Origin of the sequence: Streptomyces sp. NPDC091209, assembly GCF_044757755.1 — a bacterium.
GTDB lineage: Bacteria > Actinomycetota > Actinomycetes > Streptomycetales > Streptomycetaceae > Streptomyces.
On the sequence record NZ_JBIVVR010000024.1, the window covers coordinates 80400 to 98116 of the forward strand.

Sequence of the window (17717 nt, forward strand, 5' to 3'; positions counted from 1 at the left end):
GGCCGGCACGTCGTCGGCTCGGGTGCGAGCGAGCGTCTGGTTCCGGATTCCGTCCCCGAGCGGCAGCAGCCGCTCGGGGACAGTCTGGTCCACCCCTGTCGGGAGATACGCCGTCCCGGTCGGGCTACGGATAGACGTAGGTGTTCAGCGTGTTCACCGCGGAGGCGGGATCACCCAGGTCGTAGCGGTCCACGGCAAGGTAGTTGGGCTTCTTGCGGGCGGCAGGCTGGCAGAAGCGGCGGGCACGGTCGGCGAGTTTGGTGTTGTCCGTGCCGGCGGTTCCGGAAAGCGTGGCGTCGCGGAAGTGGTTCATGACGAAGAGGGGGCGGAATCCCGGCTCGGTGCGGGTGAGGGGGACGTTCGTCCCCGCGTCGTACCAGCGGCTGTAGCAGGACCAGTCGGAGGAGCCGATCCCCGAGCCCATGGACCAGTAGTTCTCGACGGTCCACTCGCGCTGGTACATGACGCCGAAGCTGTCCCGGGTGAGTCCGGCGGACTCGTCGGCGGAACGGCTGTGGTCGGTGAAGAGGAGCAGGCGGTGGCCGGCGGCGGTCAGATCGGCGAGCTTGGGCCAGCCGTTCTCGCGCACACCGGTCCGGTCGGGACGGTAGAGGACGTCGGACAGGCCGTTCACCCGGGCGAGTTCGGCGCGGAGGACGCCAGGGTCGACGTAGTCCTCCATGAACACGGTGACGAACTGGTCGGGGTGCTGCTTGAGGAAGTCGACCATGCGCTGGAGGTCGACCCAGAGCGCGACCGGCTTGCTGACGAGCGTGCAGCTGTCGTGACAGAGGATCGCGCCGTCGGGGGTCTGATGCAGATCGAGCATGAACCCCCGTACGCCGTCGGAGAGTTGCTGGTTGATGCCGCGGGACTGATTGGGCACCAGGTTGATGAAGGGCGGGGCGAATCCGCCGTCGACGCCGTTGGCGTAGGCGTTGTGGGCGGTGAGGAACGTGACCTGGTCCAGGGTGCGTTGGTCCTGGGGCGGCATGGGGCGGGTCGCGGACTGGACCGGAGTGAGGTACCAGGAAGCGAGTCCGCCCGGCGGGCCGATCACCAGCTGGGCGGCGTAGTTGGCGCCGCCCGACTTGTCGGCGACCGTCAAGTACCGGTCCGTTCCAGGGGCCTTGAGCGTGTACTGGTCCGCACCGCTCGGCGTCACCTCCCACGCGGCGTCGGCGCTCGTACAGGCGACGGTACGCGCCTGGTCGCCCGAGCGGCCCAGACAACTGCCCGCGGTGTCGGCGCTTTCGAGGACGAAGGAGGAGCCGATCGGCCGCAAGGTCCACTGCTGGTGATCCTCGTTGCCCTTGGGGTTGTGCTGGACGACCGCGCCCCCGCTGTCGGCGGCGTTCAGTCCTGTGGTGGCGCTCTGGACGTAGTAGGCGCCCGCGACGGGGACTTCGGCGGCGTCGGCGGGCGCGGGGACGGCGAGAACGGTGCTCAGTACGGCGGTGGCGGCGAGCAGGGAGCGTCGGCTCGGTCTCATGGCACGTGATCCCTTCCTGTGGGGAGCATGAGCATGCCATGTTACTGTCGGCGTCAGCGGTTCGGACCGCGTCAACCGTCGTGCCCCGACCCGAGCGCTCGGCGGCGCCCCCGTTTCGGGCCGCCGCCGTTCACCGCTCCGAGCGAGGTCAGACAGTGCCGTAGGGAGTACCGGGGTGCTCGATCCGCGTGGCGAACGCGGTGATGTCGGCGACCACCCGTTCGGGCTGTTCCCAGTGGAGGACGTGGCCGGTGCCCTCGTAGGCGAGGAAGTCCGAGCCGTGAACGGCGTCCAGGATGGTCTGCTGGTCCTCGCGGGGCAGGAGCTCGTCCTGTTCGCCCCAGATGACGAGGGTGGGCACCAGGATGCCCGCGAGGGTCGCGCCGAGATCGGCGTCGAGGAGACCGCGCGCGGTCTCCTTCCAGACGTACGCGGGGAGTTTGAGGTTCTCCTCCACCATCGTCTCGATGAACCCCCGGGCGATCGGGCGGGCCGCCGCGCCGGCCAGGAAGTCCTCGACGAACGCGCGGGGCACGGGATCGGAGAGGCCTTCCAGGGCCTTGGCCGTCCCGGCCACCGCCTGGTTGTCCGCGAGGGTGCCGGGAACGCCGAGCAGAACCAGGCCCGCGATGCGGTCGGGGTAGCTGCCGGCGACGATCCGGGCCGGTACGCCGCCGCTGGACGCTCCGACCAGGATGGCGCGGGAGATGTCGACCGCGTCCAGGAAGGCGACCAGGTCGGAGGCGAAGTCGTCGGGAGTGTAGCCCTCGGCGGGCCGGTCGGCATCGCCGTGCCCGCGCTGCGTGGGCGCGTAGCCGTGCAGGGACGCCGGAAGGCGCCTCAGGAGGGGTTCGAAGGACCACCAGGAGTCGGCCAGACCGTGCACGAAGACGACCGGTGTACCACTGGGGTAGCCGGCTTCGGCGTACGGGAGGGTGGGCCCATACCGCAGTTGCGCTGACTTCAGGGAGATCACGGTCACGGCACTCTGCCTCCTTCCGCCCGGCCACCCGGGTCCGGGAACCCGGGAGCGGAGAGCGAGCGGCGATCACTTCCGACACTACCGAGGGGCGGCGCGCGCCGCGCTGCGAAGGGCCCGGTCGAGCCGCTCGGATGAAGCGGAGCGCAGGGGCGGGCGCTGGTCCGGGTGGGTGACTCCAGGAGGACGGGTGGAGGATCGCCGTCCCGGGCAGACCAGCCCGCCGCCGTCCCGGGCTGACGCGATCCCCCGGTCCCGCGCGTCACGGTCCCGCCTCGTCCCGTACGGACCGAGGGCGGGAACCTCCGCCGTGCACAACGGCCGTCGCACGCAGGACCCGCGGTGCACAACGCCCCTCGCACGCAGGACCCGCCCTGCGCAAGGGCTGTCCTGCGCGGGAGCCGTCGTACCCACCACCTGGGGGATGGGGTTAATGTGTCCGTCGTACCGGACACGGGGTGCCCCGTCCGAGGGCTGAGATCACACCCGTCGAACCTGAACCAGTTCGTACTGGCGGAGGGATGTCTTCCATGCCATTGGCGCATGTTTCCGGCGGGGTGCCCGCCGACGACCGGCCCGCCGTCTTCGACGGCCGGATGCCCTCCGCACCCGGCGACCTGCGGGTGGAGGGACACGGCATCGAGCCGGTCCCCGAGAACAACCGGTACGGCGGCGCCGGGCGCCTGTTCACCGTGTGGTTCGCGCCGAACCTGACGATGACGGGCGTGTTCACCGGCACCATCGGCATCACGCTGGGCCTGGACTTCGGTACCGCCCTCGCGGCGGTCGTCCTCGGGACCGTGCTCGGCGCGCTGCCCACCGCTTACCTCAGCACCTGGGGCGGCCTCACCGGCACCGGCCAACTCCCGCTCGCACGGCTCGCGTTCGGCCGGGCGGTGGTGCTGCCCGGGACGCTCCAGTGGCTGTCCTCGGTCGCCTGGGACGCGCTGATCGGGCTGTTCGGCGGGGACGCGCTGGCGCGGCTGTGCGGCTGGCCGTTCTGGCTCGGCGTGCTCGTCATGATGCTCGCCCAGGGGGCGCTCGGCGTCCTCGGCTACGAAGCCATCCACCGCCTGCAGATCGTCATGACGTTCGTGCTCGCCGTCGCCTTCGCGGTGATCGCCTGGCGCATGCTCGACGGCGTCCATCCCGCCGCGAGCGGGGCCGCGACCGGTGCCGACCGCGCGGGCGCGTTCGTGCTCACCAGCACCATCGCGCTCAGTCTGTCGCTGTCCTGGGCACCGTACGCCGGTGACTTCAGCCGCTATCTGCCGCGCACCACGTCCCGTCCGCGGATGTTCTGGTGCACCCTGCTCGGCCTCGTCGTGTCCTTCGTCGCCGTGCAGGTCCTCGGACTGTGGGGCGCGTCCGTCCTGACCGACCAGACGGCCGCGGGCGTGGACGCGTTGCTGGGCGGCGGGACGGCGGGCGCGTTCGGGCTGCTGGCCGTGGCACTGGCGGCGGTGTGCAGCAACGCGATGAACGACTACAGCGGTTCGCTGGCGCTGCAGACCCTGGGCCTGCGGATCCCGCGCCCGGTGGCCGCCGCCCTGGCCGCCGCGCTCGGCTTCCCGCTGGTGCTGTGGATGCACGCCGCCGACACCACGGCCCGCTTCCAGAACGTGCTGCTGTTCGTGGGCTATTGGATCCCCGGGTTCGTCGCGATCGTCGTCGTCGACTGGATCGCCCGCGGGCGGGAACGCGGCGGCGCCCCGGTCGACGTCGCCGTCGAGATCTCCCGGCCACGCCCGGGATGGCCTTCGCTGGTGGCCTTCGTCGCGGCGTTCGGCGCGGCCGTTCCGTTCATGGACACCGGCCTCTACGTCGGACCGGTGGCCGACGCGCTGCACGGCGCCGACCTCTCCTACTACGTGGCGTTCCTCGTCGCCCTCGCCCTCTACGCACCGCTCCGGCTGCGCCGCCGCGCCTGAGAGCGCTTCGCCGCTCCCCCGGTCGAGGGCTCCGAGCCCGCGGCCGTATCCGAGAGGAACACCTCGTATGCCCACGCCGCCCCGCGTCCTGACGATCGCCGGATCCGACTCCGGCGGTGGCGCCGGAATCCAGGCCGACCTGAAGACGATGCTCGCGCTGGGCGCCCACGGGATGAGCGTGCTCACCGCGGTGACCGCGCAGAACTCCGTTGGCGTGCAGGGCGCTTGGGAACTGTCCGAGGAGGCGGTACGCGCCCAGTACCGCAGTGTGGTCGACGACATCGGCGTCCAGGCGGTGAAGACCGGGATGCTCGCGTCGCCGGGCCTGGTCACGACAGTGGCCGAGCTGCTGTCCGACGTGGGCGCCCCGGTCGTCGTGGACCCGGTGAGCGTCTCCAAGCACGGGGACCGGCTGTTGGCCGAGGACGCGCTGGACGCCGTACGGACCCTGTTGCTGCCGCGGGCGACCGTGGCCACCCCGAATCTCGACGAGGTCGCCCAGCTCACCGGGGTGAAGGTGAAGGACGAGGGGGGCATGCGCCGGGCCGCCGACCGGCTGCTCGCGTTCGGTCCCCGCTGGGTGCTGGTGAAGGGAGGGCATCTGCCGGGGCAGGCCGTCGATCTGCTGACCGACGGAACGGCGGAGCACTGGCTGCGCGCGCCGCGCCACGACAACCGGCACACGCACGGCACCGGGTGCACGCTCGCCTCGGCCGTCGCGGTGGGCCTGGCCGAGGGCCTTTCGGTGCCGGAGGCCGTACGGCGGGCCAAGGAGTACGTGACCGCGGCGATCGAGGCCGGTTTCGCGCTCGGCGCCGGCATCGGGCCGGTGGACCACGGGTGGCGTCTGCGCCGGAACGACTGACCCCCGGACCGTCGGCCGGAGTTCCGGGATCCGGCCGCACCCGGGGCCAGGACCTCCGTAAGGACCGAGTCCGCTCGGGACCGGGGGCTCCCGAGCGCGCGGCGCCCGCTCGGGACCAGGGGTCGGAACGCGAAGGCCCGCTCGGGGCCAGGCTTCCGGAGCGCAGGCGTCCGCTCGGGACCAGGCTTCCGGAGCACACGCGTCCGCCCGGGACCAGTCGTTCCGGAACCCGGGCGTCCACCGGTCGCCGGGAGACCCCGGACCGCGATCCGGCGCACCACCTGCCCCGGAAGGTGAACACCTCGCCCCCTGTCGTGCGTACTGATCGGCACAGCGACAGTCGTCTGCTCGCCCGTCAGGTACGCGGGGAGGCAGATCCGGATCCAAGGAGCACACCATGAAGGCGACCGCGCAGATCGGCGTCACAGGGCTCGCGGTGATGGGCCGCAACCTGGCCCGCAACTTCGCCCGGAACGGCTACACCGTCGCCGTCCACAACCGCACCCCGGCGCGCACCAAGGCACTGGTCGAGGAGTTCGGGCACGAGGGCGCCTTCGTGGCGGCCGAGTCGGCCGAGGAGTTCGTGGCCGCACTGGAACGCCCCCGCCGCCTGATGATCATGGTGCAGGCCGGGGCCGCCACCGACGCCGTCATAGAGGAGTTCGCCCCGCTGCTCGAAACGGGCGACATGATCATCGACGGCGGCAACGCCCACTTCACCGACACCCGGCGTCGTGAACAGTCACTGCGCGAACGCGGCATCCACTTCGTCGGAGCGGGCGTGTCCGGCGGCGAGGAGGGCGCCCTGCACGGGCCGAGCATCATGCCCGGCGGCTCCCCGGAGTCGTACGCGTCGCTCGGCCCGATGTTCGAGACGATCAGCGCCAAGGTGGACGGCGAGCCCTGCGCCACGCACATCGGCACCGACGGAGCCGGGCACTTCGTCAAGATGGTGCACAACGGCATCGAGTACGCCGACATGCAGCTGATCGGCGAGGCCTACGACCTGCTCCGCCGCGTCGGCGGATACACCCCGCCGCAGATCGCGGAGATCTTCCGGCGCTGGAACAAGGGCCGCCTCGACTCGTACCTGATCGAGATCACCGCCGAGGTCCTCGCGCACACGGACGCCTCCACCGGGGAACCGTTCGTGGACGTCGTGGTGGACGCCGCGGGGCAGAAGGGCACCGGCCGCTGGACCGTGCAGACCGCCCTGGACCTCGGCTCCCCCGTCACCGCCATCGCGCAGGCGACCTTCGCCCGCGCCGCCTCCAGTCAGGGCGACCTGCGCGCCGCGTACCGCGGTCTGCCCGGAGGCACCCACTGGGACCTGTCGGGAACCGAGGCCGAGCGGTTCACCAGCCAGGTCGAACACGCCCTGTACGCATCGAAGTTGATCGCCTACGACCAGGGCTGGAAGATGATCCTGGACGCCGCGGCGGAGTACGGCTGGGACATCGACCTCGGTGAGGTGGCGAAGATCTGGCGCGGCGGCTGCATCGTCCGCGCCGCGTTCCTCGACCGTATCCGCGCCGCGTACGCCGTCGACCCGGGCCTGGTCAGCCTGCTCTCCGACGCGGGGTTCGCCACCGAGATCAAGGACGCCCAGGTCCCCTGGCGCGAGGTCATCTCCACGGCCACCCGCAGAGGCGTCCCGGTGCCCGCGTTCTCGGCCGCGCTGTCCTACTACGACACCCTGCGCGCCGACCGGCTGCCCGCCGCCCTCACCCAGGGGCAGCGCGACTTCTTCGGCGCCCACACCTACCGGCGTACCGACCGCGAGGGGAGCTTCCACACGCTGTGGGGCGAGAGCGCCCGCGGTGAGACCGAGGTCCTGTGACGCCGGTGCCCCTCTCCGGGCGATGAGGTGGTGCGGAGCGGGCCGCACGTCCGTGGCGACGGAGGTGCGGCCCGCTCCGCGTTTTTTGTCAGGTCGCCAGGTAGAAGTCCGGGCCGACCCGCAGCAGCGAGGGGTCCGGACGCGATTCCGGGAGAACGGCTGCGGACCGTCAGAGGGGGCCAAGGAGCGTCAGAGGGGGTCGAGGCGGCGCTTGAGCAGGCAGAATTCGTTGCCTTCTGGATCGGTGAGGACGTGCCAGGACGCATCGGCCGGCTGACCGATGTCGACGAGCTCGGCCCCGGCGGCCAGGAGGCGTTCGAGCTCGGCGTCCTGATCTCGGTCGGTGGGGTTGACGTCGATGTGCAGCCGGGTGTGCCCGCTCTGCGGCTCGTCGTCGCGGATGAGGAAGACCGTCGGCTGCGCGCCGCCGAACCCCTCGCGCGGACCGATCTCGATGCAGCCCTCCGCTTCGCGATCGAGCTCTGTGAAGTCCAGGACCTCGCACCAGAACCGCGCCAGCACCTCGGGGTCGTGACACTTGATCACGATCTCGCTGATACGGGATGCCATGGACGAAACCTACTCTCAGCGGAGGAACTGCCGGGCCGACCGCACACGGAGATCATCAGGTCCCCGCGGCAGGAACGATCCCGCAACCGTACCGGGCGCGATGAACGGCGTCGAAGGGATTGCGGGCCTCGCCCGGCGACTCGGCCCGACGAGGACCGTAGGCCGCGCGGCAGGACGTCCGGCCTGTCTCGATCCACCGGCTGCGGCGACCCGGTCGCGGCCGGCGGACCGACCGCGACCGCCGACCGCACGCCTGACACAAGATCGTGCGCCCCTGTGCCAACCGCCCTCCACGGCTGCATCTCAGCGGCCGGCGGCCTCAACTCGCGGGCACGGTAGGTCCGTTCGGCCGAGACGCGACACGATGTCCGCCATCACGTCGGGTGGCAGTGACGGGTTGGCAGCCGCCGCTTCCACCACCTGCTCGTCCGCGTCGGAGAGCAGTTCCACGATGTCCCGTGGCGGGAGTGCCGGATGGCGGGCGGCCACGGCTCTCGCCCGTCCGGCCTCCAGGCAGGCGAGCAGGGCTCGGGCCGTCGCGTTGGGGTGGCGGGCGATCTCCCGGTACGCCTTCTGCACGGGTGGTTCGTGCCGGGCCAGGTGCTCCAGCAGCGCCGGACTCGCGTCCGGGTTGGCCGCCACCTTGGCGAGGACCCGGACTCCGTGCGTGTCGACCATGGCGCGCAACTGCCCTTCGGCGAGGCCCGGATGCGGCGCGATGGACTTGACGACCTTCGCGTCGGGGTCGGTTGCCAGCGCGTCGCGGATCTCCGGCGGCAGATCGCGGCGTTGAGCCACCATCATGCGTACCGCCGGGTTCGGCGACCGGGCCAGCTCCTTGATCTCTGCGGAGGTCGCGGCGACGATCCGGGGCAGCGGGGTGGCCCCGATCCTGGCCGTTCCTGCCAGTTCGGTGAGTACATCGAGCGGTACGCGGGGATGGTGCGCGAGCCGACGGCGCACGTCGGGGTCGCCGTCCCGCGCCAGCACACGGATCAGGGCCTCGTCGATCACGGGGTTCTCGGCGAGGGCGCCGCGCACACCGGGAACCGGATCCGAGGCGAGCCGCGCGCACACCTGCGGGGGCAGATCGGGGCGGGCGGCGAGCGTCCATCGCAACTGCGTCGAAGGATGGTCCGCGAAGCCGAGGACGACTTCGGTGGGCGTGGCGGGGTTGCGGAGCGCCGCCGCCGCGATCTGGCGGCGGGTGGAATCGTGAGAGCCGTCGCAGGAGGCGCCCGGCAGCAGATCACCGTCGTGCCGGGGGCTCTCCGGGTCATGCACGAAGGGCGTCGCCTCGCGGTCGCAGACCGGACGGTGCCGCGCGGGAGGCAGTCCCTCGCCGGTGATGAGCGCCGCCAGTACGTCCGGGGGCGTCGCCTCGTTGTGCGCCACCGCGCGGCGGACCTCGGCATGCGGATGCTCCGCGAGCCGGGCAGCCGCTTCCGGTGTGGTCCACAACGCGAGCTCCGCGACGACGCCCACGTCCGGGTCCGCCGCGAGCGTCTCCACCACATCGGCCGGGAGGCCGGGGCACCCGGCCAGCTTCTCCCGGTGCTCCGGCACCGGATCCGCCGCGAAGAGGCGCGCCCACTCCGGGCTGCCGGATCCCTCGTCGAGCAGGGCGAGGGCGGTGTCGGGCTGCGTCGCGGGGTCGATGTCGGCGGCGGTCAGCCGACCCTCGTAGACCAAGTGCACACCGCTGGACTCGACTCGCGAGAACAGAGCGACCGCCTGCGCGTGGCTGAGGTCCGGCCGGTCGGCGAGGTGTCCGGCGAGGTCGGCGTCGGCGATCGCGATCAGGCGGTCGACCAGCTCGGACGACAGTCCGGCGTTGGCGGCGAGGCCGCACAGGACAGGGTGCACAAGCGGCATCCTGCCCTGGGCTGTGACCCTTCGGCGCGGGATTTTCGCGTCGACCGCACGGATGTGATCGGGCGGCGAGTCCTTCCGACCGGAACCGGCCCGCCGGATGATCACGGCGTCACGAGGGCAGGTCGACGCCGTACATGGTGCGGCCGCCGACGAGTTCCCGGCCGGTGACCAGTTCGGACGCGATCCGGATGAAGACGTCGTGGGGCGAGGCCACCCAGGGACGAGGTCCTGTCCGGGTCAGGCGATCATGCTCGGCCGGATCGTTCACCACCAGGGCGTGCCCGGTCACGACGACGCTCCAGCCGGAGTGCGCGGCCGCGTCCACCGCGTCGGCTTCGAACGCCACCACCACACCGTCGATGGAGCGGGCCAGTTCCGAGTCCGCCGACGTCCGCAGCACGACGGCGGACTCGGCGTCGAGACAGAAGTTGACCGGCAGGACGGCGGGCAGGGCGTCCCGTGTGTGGACGACCCTGCCGATGGGCGCGTCACCGAGCCGTTCCAGGCACTCCTGCCGGCCGAGTTCACGAAAACCGTCGTTGGGATTCATCACCGGAGCCAACTCTCACGCGTTCGAGGCACACAGCCGTACAGCGAGATGTACAGCGACACGGTTCAGACTCCGGCTCCCGGTGGCGGAGTGCCAGGGCCCTTTGGCCCCCGGCCGACGGAGAACGGCCGCTTTTCCGGCACCCGTGCGCTGATCCGGGCCCAGGGTCCCGATCAGCGCACGGCGATCCCGCGCCCGGCGGTCCTTTCCTCGTCTCATCGTCGACGGGAATCCATGACGCTTCGCGTCCGCCGGAAGATGGCGCTTCGGGGCCGCTCGGACATGACGCTTCGTGTCCGCTCGGACGTGAATCATCACTTGCTTGCGTCCGTGCGTCCGACCGTCGGGTGTTGCGACGATCAAGACGGACAGCGCCTTCATGATGCCTCCCTCAAGCACGCGACATGATCTGCTATATCCGCCCTGACCGGGGCAGATACCGCGCACGGGGGCCGGTCGGTCCCCACCGCGGGACCGGGCGGCCCCTGCCCCCGCTCGCGCGCGCCGCGATCCCCTTGCACTGTTGGGGTGTAGCGAGGAGGTGCGGTGCCATGCGCGGAGCACAGGGTGCGAGGCAGTGGTGCTGGCGCTGGCGGAGGAATCCGCTGCGTCGCCGTGACGATGTCTTCGAGGCGTGGATCGTGCTGATCGTCTGGACGGTGATGGTGCTGGGCGGCATCCTCGTCGGCCTGGTGACGGCCCATGCCGCCGACACGTCCTTCACGCGGCTGCGTCACGACCGGCACGCCGTCCCGGCCGTACTGGTCGCCAGTACGGGTTCGGCGGTACCCGCCGGGGACGGCGGGGTCTACGACCATGTCCGGGCGACAGTCCGGTGGACAGCGGCGGACGGGTCTCACCACGCAGGCAGTGCCCTGGTGGAATCCGGGCACAAGGCCGGAACGCATGTGGTGATCTGGATGGACGCGCAGGGCCGGCCCACCACGGCGCCGCCGACCGCCGGCGCGGCGGCCACCGAGTCGAGCCTGCTGGGCATCGGCGCCGCCGTGGCCCTCGGCGGCCTGGTCTTCGGCGCCGGCGGCCTGGCACGGTGGCGGCTCGACCAGCGGCGCTACGACCGGTGGGGACGCGAGTGGGAGCGGCTCGGGCCGCAGTGGGGGCACAAGACGCCCTGACGGGTGTTCGCCGATCGACGCACGGCCGCTCCGACAGGCGGGCGATCCGACGGGCCGGTGATTCGTCGAGGAAACCGTCACTGCGGTCGCGCCTTCGGTGCGGGTTGCCTGTCGTCCGACAGACGGTGGACCGATGGGCCGTGACCGACCGGCGCCCCGCACCCACACGAACACGCGCACCCACACGAACACCCGCCCCCGGTCCCGCACCCGCGGAACGACCCGGCGTCCGCGGAATTGACCAGGCACCCCTCGTCACGACGGGCCCCCGGGAGGAATGTCCCGGAGGCCCGTCGTCGCGTCTCGGTGAGCTGAGCGGTCAGTCGTGCGGGATCACCGCGACCGGTGCGGCGGAGTGGTGCAGTACCGCTTGTGTCACCGGTCCGATGTGGGCGCCGACCGGGGACTGCCGGTTGCGGCGGCCGACCACGACCAGTGCGGCGTCCCGCGAGGCCTCCACGAGGTGGGGGCCCGCGCCGCCGATCACGGCCTGCTCGCGCACCTGGACACCGGGGAACTTCTCCCGCCAGGGGCTCAGCACCTCGGTGAGGTGCCGCTGTGCCTCGGCGCGCAGCTCCGCGTCGACCTCCGCGTCGAAGGCTCCGCTGTAGCCGTAGTAGGGCGGCAGACTCCAGCCGTTGACGACACGCAGGCCCGTCGCCCCGCGGGCCGCCGCCCGGAAGGCGAAGGCGATCACGGAGTCGTCCTGGTTCTCAAGGTCGAGACCGAGGACGACATCCGCGTGCCCGGACGCGTCCACGGGCCGCGCCTCTGCTCGTACGAGAACGATCGGCGTCCTGCTCCGGGCCACCACGGCCTGCGCGACGGAACCTGTCAGAAAGCCGGCGACTCCGCCCAGGCCCCTGGACCCGAGGACCAGCAGCTCGGCGTCCTCTGCGGCGGCCAGCAGGGCGGTGACGGGCTGCTCGGCGACACGCTCGGCGGTGACGGACAGACCGGGGTGATCCGCGGCGAGCCGGGCCGCGGTCTCGCGGGGGAGGCGTTCGGCCCATTCACGCTGCGGATCCTCCGACGACGGCGGAACCGCGACGCCGGCCAGCGGGCCGTACACATAGGGGTGCCACAACCAGGCGTGCACGAGACGCAGTTGCGCGTCCGTGAGCAGCGCTTCGCGGGCTGCCCACTCGGCTGCCGCGAGGCTCTCGGGCGAGCCGTCGAGACCGACGACGATGGTGCGGGACATCTGAGGACCTCCTTGAGGGATACGTGATCAGCCTTGCGCCCGCCAGGGCGCGGGAGGAGGGGCCGCTGGTCCTCGAAAGGGGCCGACCGGCCCCTAGGGCACGGGACTTGATGCCTTCGCCGGGACGGTGTCCGTCCGCCGAGGGTGCGGCTGGGTACCTGGCCGCCCGGGCTGCAGGTACCCCGTTCCCGCGTGGCGGAACACGACGGCTCGCCTTGCGCGGGACCTCGGCGACGGTCTCTGTGATCTGCGCCGTGGATCCGTTGGTCGTCCCATGAGCGACCAGAACCTTGTTCGGCATGGTGGTGCGCCTCCTCTCACAGCCGGCGCAGCCAGTCGTCGGTGACTCCGTGCACGGCCGGCCGGTCCGGGCGCAGGTGGGCGTCGTCGAAGCGGTAGGTGAGTTGGTCGACGACGCCGACGGCCCCGTCGATCCGGCGGCTCATGGCGATCGCGATCTGCGCCTCGCTCCGGCGCTCCACCTGGCCGTCGAGTGTGATCACCCCTTCGTGGACGGTGACCGCCACGGTCTGCGGTGTGATCCACAGCGACCGCACGAGAACCTCGTCGATCACCTCGGAGCGGATCTCCCGGTCGGGGCGCAGGAAGACCTGGAGCAGGTCGCGGCGGGTCACGATGCCGACGAGCCGGTCCTCCTCGTCCACCACCGGCAGCCGCTCCACCCGGTTCTGGGCCATCGTCCGGGCGGCTTCGGCGATGGTGTTCTCCGCGTAGACGGTCACGGGCGGTACGGACATGAGCTGTCCGGCGGTACGGGCCCGTGCCTTGGCCGCCCGACGGCGGGAACCCGGGGTGGGCAGGACGAACCGGAAACGGGGCTCCGGCGCGTACGGATCGGGGATCTGTGCCTGCCGGGCCAGGAGGTCGGACTCGGAGATCACCCCGATGACCTTCTCGTCCTCGTCGACGACCGGCAGCCCGCTGATCCGGTGGGCGGCGAGCAGCCGTGCCACCTCCTTGAACGGGGCGCCGTACGGTGCCCGGACGACGTCCGTCGTCATCACGGATCCGACCTTGTCGTTCTTCATGTCCGTTCCTCCTCAGCGCAGTCGGCGCAGATAGGGGTCCTGCGCGCGGCGCGGCAGCAGGCGGACGCGTGCGTCGAGCACGCCGACCGCGCCGGGGGTCGCGAGGACGGGGTTGAAGTCGGCCTCGGTGAGCTGCGGAAGGTCGCTCGCCATGCGGGACAGGCGCAGCAGTACCTGTTCGAGACCTTCGAGGTCCACCGGTCCGGCGCCGTGCGCGCCGAAGAGCAGCGGCGCGCAGCGCGGCGACGTGATCAGGTCGTGGACGTCGTGGTCGGTCAGAGGGGCGAGGCGGGCCGCGTGGTCGGCCAGCACCTCCGTCGCCGTACCGCCGAGACCGAACAGCACGAGGGGGCCGAAGACTTCGTCCTGGACGACCCCGGCGAACAGTTCGGTGCCGCGCGCGGCGAGCGGCTGGACGACCACTCCGGTCAGGAGTCCGGCGAACCGGGTCTCGAAGTCCCGGAAGGCGGCGCGTACTTGGGCGTCGCCCTGGAGGTCGAGATGCACGGCGTGCTGTTCGCTCTTGTGGAGTACGCCGGGCCAGTGCGCCTTCATCACGACGCGGCCGTCGGGCCCGCGCAGCCGTTCGGCGGCGATGACGGCGTCGTCCTCGGTCTCGGCCCACGCCCAGTCGAGTTGAGGGATGCCGTAGCAGGCGAGCAGTTCCGCGCAGGTGCGGGGGTCGAGCCAGCCGCCGTCGGGGTGCGCCGCGAGGAAGTCCTCGGCGACCGTCCGGGCGCGCCCGGTGTCGATCTCCGCGAGGTCGGGGACGGTTCCGGCGGCCCGGCTCAGCCAGCCCGTACGACGGGCGGCGTGGGCCAACGCCCGTGCCACCGCACCCGGTTCGGAGTACGACGGAATGGTGCCGCCGTCGGCGGTGGGCAGCAGCTCGACCGGCAGGGCCTGCTCCAGTCGCACGACGGCGACGGGACGTTCCCGTCGTGCGGGCCCGTCGGTGAGGGCCCGCACGAGATCGTCGCCGGTCGCGGTGGCGACGGCGGTGGGGACGAGCGCCACCAGGACGGCGTCGATCCCCGGGTGCCGTGCGACCCGCTCCACGCACTCCCTCAGTTGCTCCTCGCCGACGGCGGCGGTGGCGTCGACCGGGTTGCCCACGGCGGCGCCCTCCGGCAGCACACCGAGCAGGTCGTCCATGAGTTCAGAGGTCAGCGCCGGGAGGTCGAGTCCGGCCTCCGCGCAGGCGTCGGCGGCGAGGACGCCCGCGCCGCCCGCGTTGGTGACGATCGCGACGCGGCTGCCGGAGGGCAGTGGCTGGGCGTGCAACAGAGCTGCGGTTTCCAGGAGTTCGCCCACTGAACGGGTGGCGGTGATGCCGGCCTGGGTGAACAGGGCCTGCCGGGTCATGGTGCGGGTGGCGGCGGCCGCGGTGTGCGAGGCGGCGGCGCGACGGCCCGCGTCGGTGCGGCCCGCGTCGACCGTGAGGACGGGCATACGGCGGGTCACGCGGCGGGCGGTGCGGGAGAAGGCGCGGGGGTTGCCGAACGACTCCAGGTGCAGCAGGGCGAGGTCGGTGCGGCCGTCGCTCTCCCACCACTGGAGCATGTCGTTTCCGCTGACGTCGTACTTGTCGCCCAGCGAGGCGAAGGTGGAGACGCCGATTCCCAGCCGGGACAGGCCGTCGAGCAGGGCGATGCCGACGCCGCCCGACTGCACGGCGACTCCCGCCGTACCGGGGCGCGGGTGGCCGGCGGCGAACGTGGCGTCGAGGGCGAGCTCCGGGTCGGTGTTCGAGACGCCGAGGCAGTTCGGACCGACGAGTCGCATGCCGTACGTGCGGCACGCGTCCAGCAGTCCCCTGCCCTGGTCGGCGTCCAGCCCGGCCGTCACCACCAGGAGCGCCCGAACCCCGGCCTTGCCGCACTCCTCCGCGGTGGCGGGCACGGCGGAGGCCGGGATCGCGAGGACCGCGAGATCGGGGACGAGGGGCAGGGCACCGACGGAGGGGAAGGACGGCACGCCGAGGACCGAGTTCACGCCCGGGTTCACGGCGAACAGCCGCCGGGTGAAGCCGCCCGCGTGCAGATGGTGCAGCAGGGCCCGCCCCACCGATCCGGGCCGGCGTCCGGCGCCGATCACGGCCACGGCATCGGGGCGCAGCAGCGGTTCCAGGCTTGCCACGTCGGCGCCCGTGCCGCGGGTCTCGACTGCCGCGAGGTAGGTGTCGTCCTCGGCCAGTTCGATGGTGCAGCGAACTTCGGGGCCCTCGAAGTGTCGGGAGGTGCGCAGGCCGAGGTCGGCGAAGAGGCGCAGGACCTCGTGGTTCTCGGACAGGGCGTCGGCGGTGAAGGTGCGGATGCCCGCGGCGCGAGCGGCGGAGACCAGGTGCTCGACGAGCAGGGTGCCGACGCCCCGGTGGTGCAGCCCGTCGGCGACCGCGATGGAGATCTCGGCGCTGTCGACGCCGTCACCGGTCCCGTCGGTCCCGTCTCCGGTCCTGTCTCCGGTCCTGTCTCCGCTCCCGTCTCCGGTCTCGTACTCGGCGAGACCGATGACCTGGCCCCGCGTCTCGGCGAGCAGCGCCCGGTAGCCGGGCCGTGGCGGAGCACAGGCCCTGTCGGCGGCCATCTCTGCGGAGCGGTGGCTCGCGGCGAAGAACCGGAGGCGGAGGTTGTCCGGGGACATCTCCTCGTACAGACCGTGCAGTTGCTCGTGGTCACCGGGCAAAACGGAGCGTATGCACACCGTGGTGCCGTCCTGAAGCAACGCGTGCGCCTGGGGGCGGTCGTCGTCCGTCATCACTGGCCTCCTCGATTCCTGTCGACACTTCGAGCATCCAGCGGTCCTGGGGCTCACCCCAGGGGCTGACCGGGTGCACCCCGTGGGCCGGTCGGCCCCGAACCCGCCCCCACCGGATCCCCGCACCGCCTCGGACCGTGAAGGTGCGGGACGTCGAGGGCTTTCTCGTCGTCGACGCCCATCACGATGGTGGCGTCCGCGTTCCTGCCGGGTGCCGACAGCGGCACGGTGTGGGCGACGCGCTTCGGGTGCAGGGGGATCGGTCGGCGTCCTGGGTGACGAACGGGCGGCCCGAGGTGATCAGCCGGCGGCCCGAGGTGATCAGTCGTGCGGGACGACGGCGACGGGGGCGCCGGAGTGGTGCAGCACGGCGTGTGTGACGGGCCCGAGGTGGGCGCCGAGCGCGGCCCGGCGGATCCGGCGGCCCACGACGACGAGCCACGCCTCACGGGAGGCGTCCACCAGGTGGTTGGCCGCCCTTCCGGAGAGGGTGTCCCCGATGATCTCCACCGACGGATACTTCTCGCACCAGGGACGCAGCATCTCCGTCACGGCGTCGGCCTCCTGCACGGCGAGCGCGCGATTCATCTCCAGGTCCGGGGGCAGCCCGTACGCGATGTAGGGCGGCTCGTTCCAGGCGTGCACGACCCGCAGCGCCGTCGCGCGCAGGTGGGCGGCCTCGAAGGCGAAGCCGATCAGGGTGTCGTGGGGCCCGCTGGTGTCGAGGCCGAGGACGACAGGCTTGAAGGGTGCCGCGGCGGACGGGACGCCCGAGGGATCCACCAGGTGTTCGTCCGCGGCCCGTTCTCCGGCGCGTACGAACACGACGGGACGCTCGGCGTGCGCCGCGACGGCCAGGCCCGCCGAGCCGACCATGAAGCCGCCCATGCCGCTGAGCCCGCGGGTGCCGAGCACGAGGAGTTCGGCGTCGTCCGCGGCCTTCAGCAACACCTCGGCGGGCCGCCCGTTGAGCTGCTCCGTGGTGACCTCGACTCCGGGGTGGCGTGCTCGTATCCCCTCGGCCGCTTCGCGCGGGATCCTCTCGCTCCAGTGCTGGTGGGTCTCGGCGCCGAGCGGAGGTGCCTCGGTCATGGGGTCCGGGACCGGTTCCCCCGCATGGACCAACTTCAGCCGCAGTCCGCGCAGCCGCGCCTCACGGGCGGCCCATTCGGCGGCGGCGAGGCTTTCCAGGGAACCGTCGAGACCTACGGTGACAGTACGCATGATGTCCACCTTCCGAATCGGAGGTCCGACTCAAGCGTCGCGTCCGATGAGCTCGCTGTGCAGGGGCCGCAGGTCCTCGGAAGGGGACGATCGGCCCCTCCCAAGGACCTGCGGCGCGGGCGGCGGACGGAACGATGCCCGGTCCGGGATCCGCCCGCGTTCCCGCGGTCACCGCAGCCAGGGGGTGCGGTTCACGAGGGGGAGCCGCTCCCAGAGCTTGCCGAGGCCCCAGGTGGCGCCGGCGC

General features: G+C 72.1%; 13 protein-coding genes and 1 riboswitch. Of the genes, 4 read left to right on the forward strand and 9 right to left on the reverse strand.

Annotated elements, in window-relative coordinates:
* Positions 1 to 124: 124 nt before the first annotated feature.
* Complete coding sequence (locus ACIQRL_RS40255) at positions 125 to 1492, reverse strand: phospholipase (RefSeq protein ID WP_401341193.1); 1368 nt, start codon at positions 1490 to 1492, stop codon at positions 125 to 127.
* 148 nt (positions 1493 to 1640) lie between these two features.
* Positions 1641 to 2474 (reverse strand): alpha/beta fold hydrolase, encoded by an 834-nt coding sequence (locus ACIQRL_RS40260; RefSeq protein ID WP_401341195.1) that lies wholly within the window; start codon positions 2472 to 2474, stop codon positions 1641 to 1643.
* Between the two features lie 441 nt (positions 2475 to 2915).
* Positions 2916 to 3010, forward strand: a riboswitch (TPP riboswitch).
* On the opposite strand from ACIQRL_RS40260, the gene ACIQRL_RS40265 reads away from it, so the two are divergent.
* The 3 genes from ACIQRL_RS40265 (at position 3002) to gndA (ending at position 7107) form a co-directional block, all read left to right on the forward strand.
* Entirely contained in the window at positions 3002 to 4402 is a 1401-nt protein-coding gene (locus tag ACIQRL_RS40265; RefSeq protein ID WP_401341198.1) for a purine-cytosine permease family protein, read from the forward strand. (Overlaps the previous riboswitch by 9 nt.)
* Positions 4403 to 4469: 67 nt before the next feature.
* A complete protein-coding gene (gene thiD / locus ACIQRL_RS40270) occupies positions 4470 to 5267 on the forward strand; it encodes a bifunctional hydroxymethylpyrimidine kinase/phosphomethylpyrimidine kinase (RefSeq protein WP_401341200.1) in 798 nt (265 codons plus the stop codon).
* Between the two features lie 397 nt (positions 5268 to 5664).
* The gene (gndA, locus tag ACIQRL_RS40275) at positions 5665 to 7107 is read left to right on the forward strand and encodes an NADP-dependent phosphogluconate dehydrogenase (protein WP_401341202.1); all 1443 of its coding nucleotides are present in this window, start codon (positions 5665 to 5667) and stop codon (positions 7105 to 7107) included.
* A 189-nt stretch (positions 7108 to 7296) separates the two neighbouring features.
* Here gndA and ACIQRL_RS40280 read toward each other — a convergent pair whose 3' ends face one another.
* The 3 genes from ACIQRL_RS40280 to ACIQRL_RS40290 form a co-directional block, all read right to left on the reverse strand.
* Positions 7297 to 7677 carry a VOC family protein gene (locus ACIQRL_RS40280; RefSeq protein ID WP_401341204.1) on the reverse strand — a complete coding sequence of 127 codons (381 nt, stop codon included), beginning with the start codon at positions 7675 to 7677 and terminating at the stop codon, positions 7297 to 7299.
* Between the two features lie 303 nt (positions 7678 to 7980).
* Positions 7981 to 9543, reverse strand: coding sequence for a hypothetical protein (locus tag ACIQRL_RS40285; RefSeq protein ID WP_401341206.1), 1563 nt, complete (start codon positions 9541 to 9543; stop codon positions 7981 to 7983).
* A 118-nt stretch (positions 9544 to 9661) separates the two neighbouring features.
* Positions 9662 to 10102: a pyridoxamine 5'-phosphate oxidase family protein gene (locus tag ACIQRL_RS40290; protein WP_401341208.1), complete on the reverse strand. Its 441-nt coding sequence runs from the start codon at positions 10100 to 10102 to the stop codon at positions 9662 to 9664.
* Positions 10103 to 10653: 551 nt separating this feature from the next.
* Between ACIQRL_RS40290 and ACIQRL_RS40295 the strand changes: the two genes are divergently transcribed.
* Positions 10654 to 11238 carry a hypothetical protein gene (locus ACIQRL_RS40295; protein ID WP_401341210.1) on the forward strand — a complete coding sequence of 195 codons (585 nt, stop codon included), beginning with the start codon at positions 10654 to 10656 and terminating at the stop codon, positions 11236 to 11238.
* 319 nt (positions 11239 to 11557) lie between these two features.
* On the opposite strand, the gene ACIQRL_RS40300 is transcribed toward ACIQRL_RS40295, so the two are convergent.
* From ACIQRL_RS40300 to ACIQRL_RS40315, 4 genes are all read right to left on the reverse strand, one after another.
* Positions 11558 to 12442: a universal stress protein gene (locus ACIQRL_RS40300; protein WP_401341212.1), complete on the reverse strand. Its 885-nt coding sequence runs from the start codon at positions 12440 to 12442 to the stop codon at positions 11558 to 11560.
* Positions 12443 to 12759: 317 nt separating this feature from the next.
* Positions 12760 to 13491, reverse strand: a complete 732-nt coding sequence (locus ACIQRL_RS40305) for a CBS domain-containing protein (RefSeq protein WP_401341214.1) — start codon at positions 13489 to 13491, stop codon at positions 12760 to 12762.
* A 12-nt stretch (positions 13492 to 13503) separates the two neighbouring features.
* Complete coding sequence (locus tag ACIQRL_RS40310; protein ID WP_401341217.1) at positions 13504 to 16248, reverse strand: GNAT family N-acetyltransferase; 2745 nt, start codon at positions 16246 to 16248, stop codon at positions 13504 to 13506.
* 321 nt (positions 16249 to 16569) lie between these two features.
* The gene (locus tag ACIQRL_RS40315) at positions 16570 to 17475 is read right to left on the reverse strand and encodes a universal stress protein (RefSeq protein ID WP_401341234.1); all 906 of its coding nucleotides are present in this window, start codon (positions 17473 to 17475) and stop codon (positions 16570 to 16572) included.
* Positions 17476 to 17717: the final 242 nt, after the last annotated feature.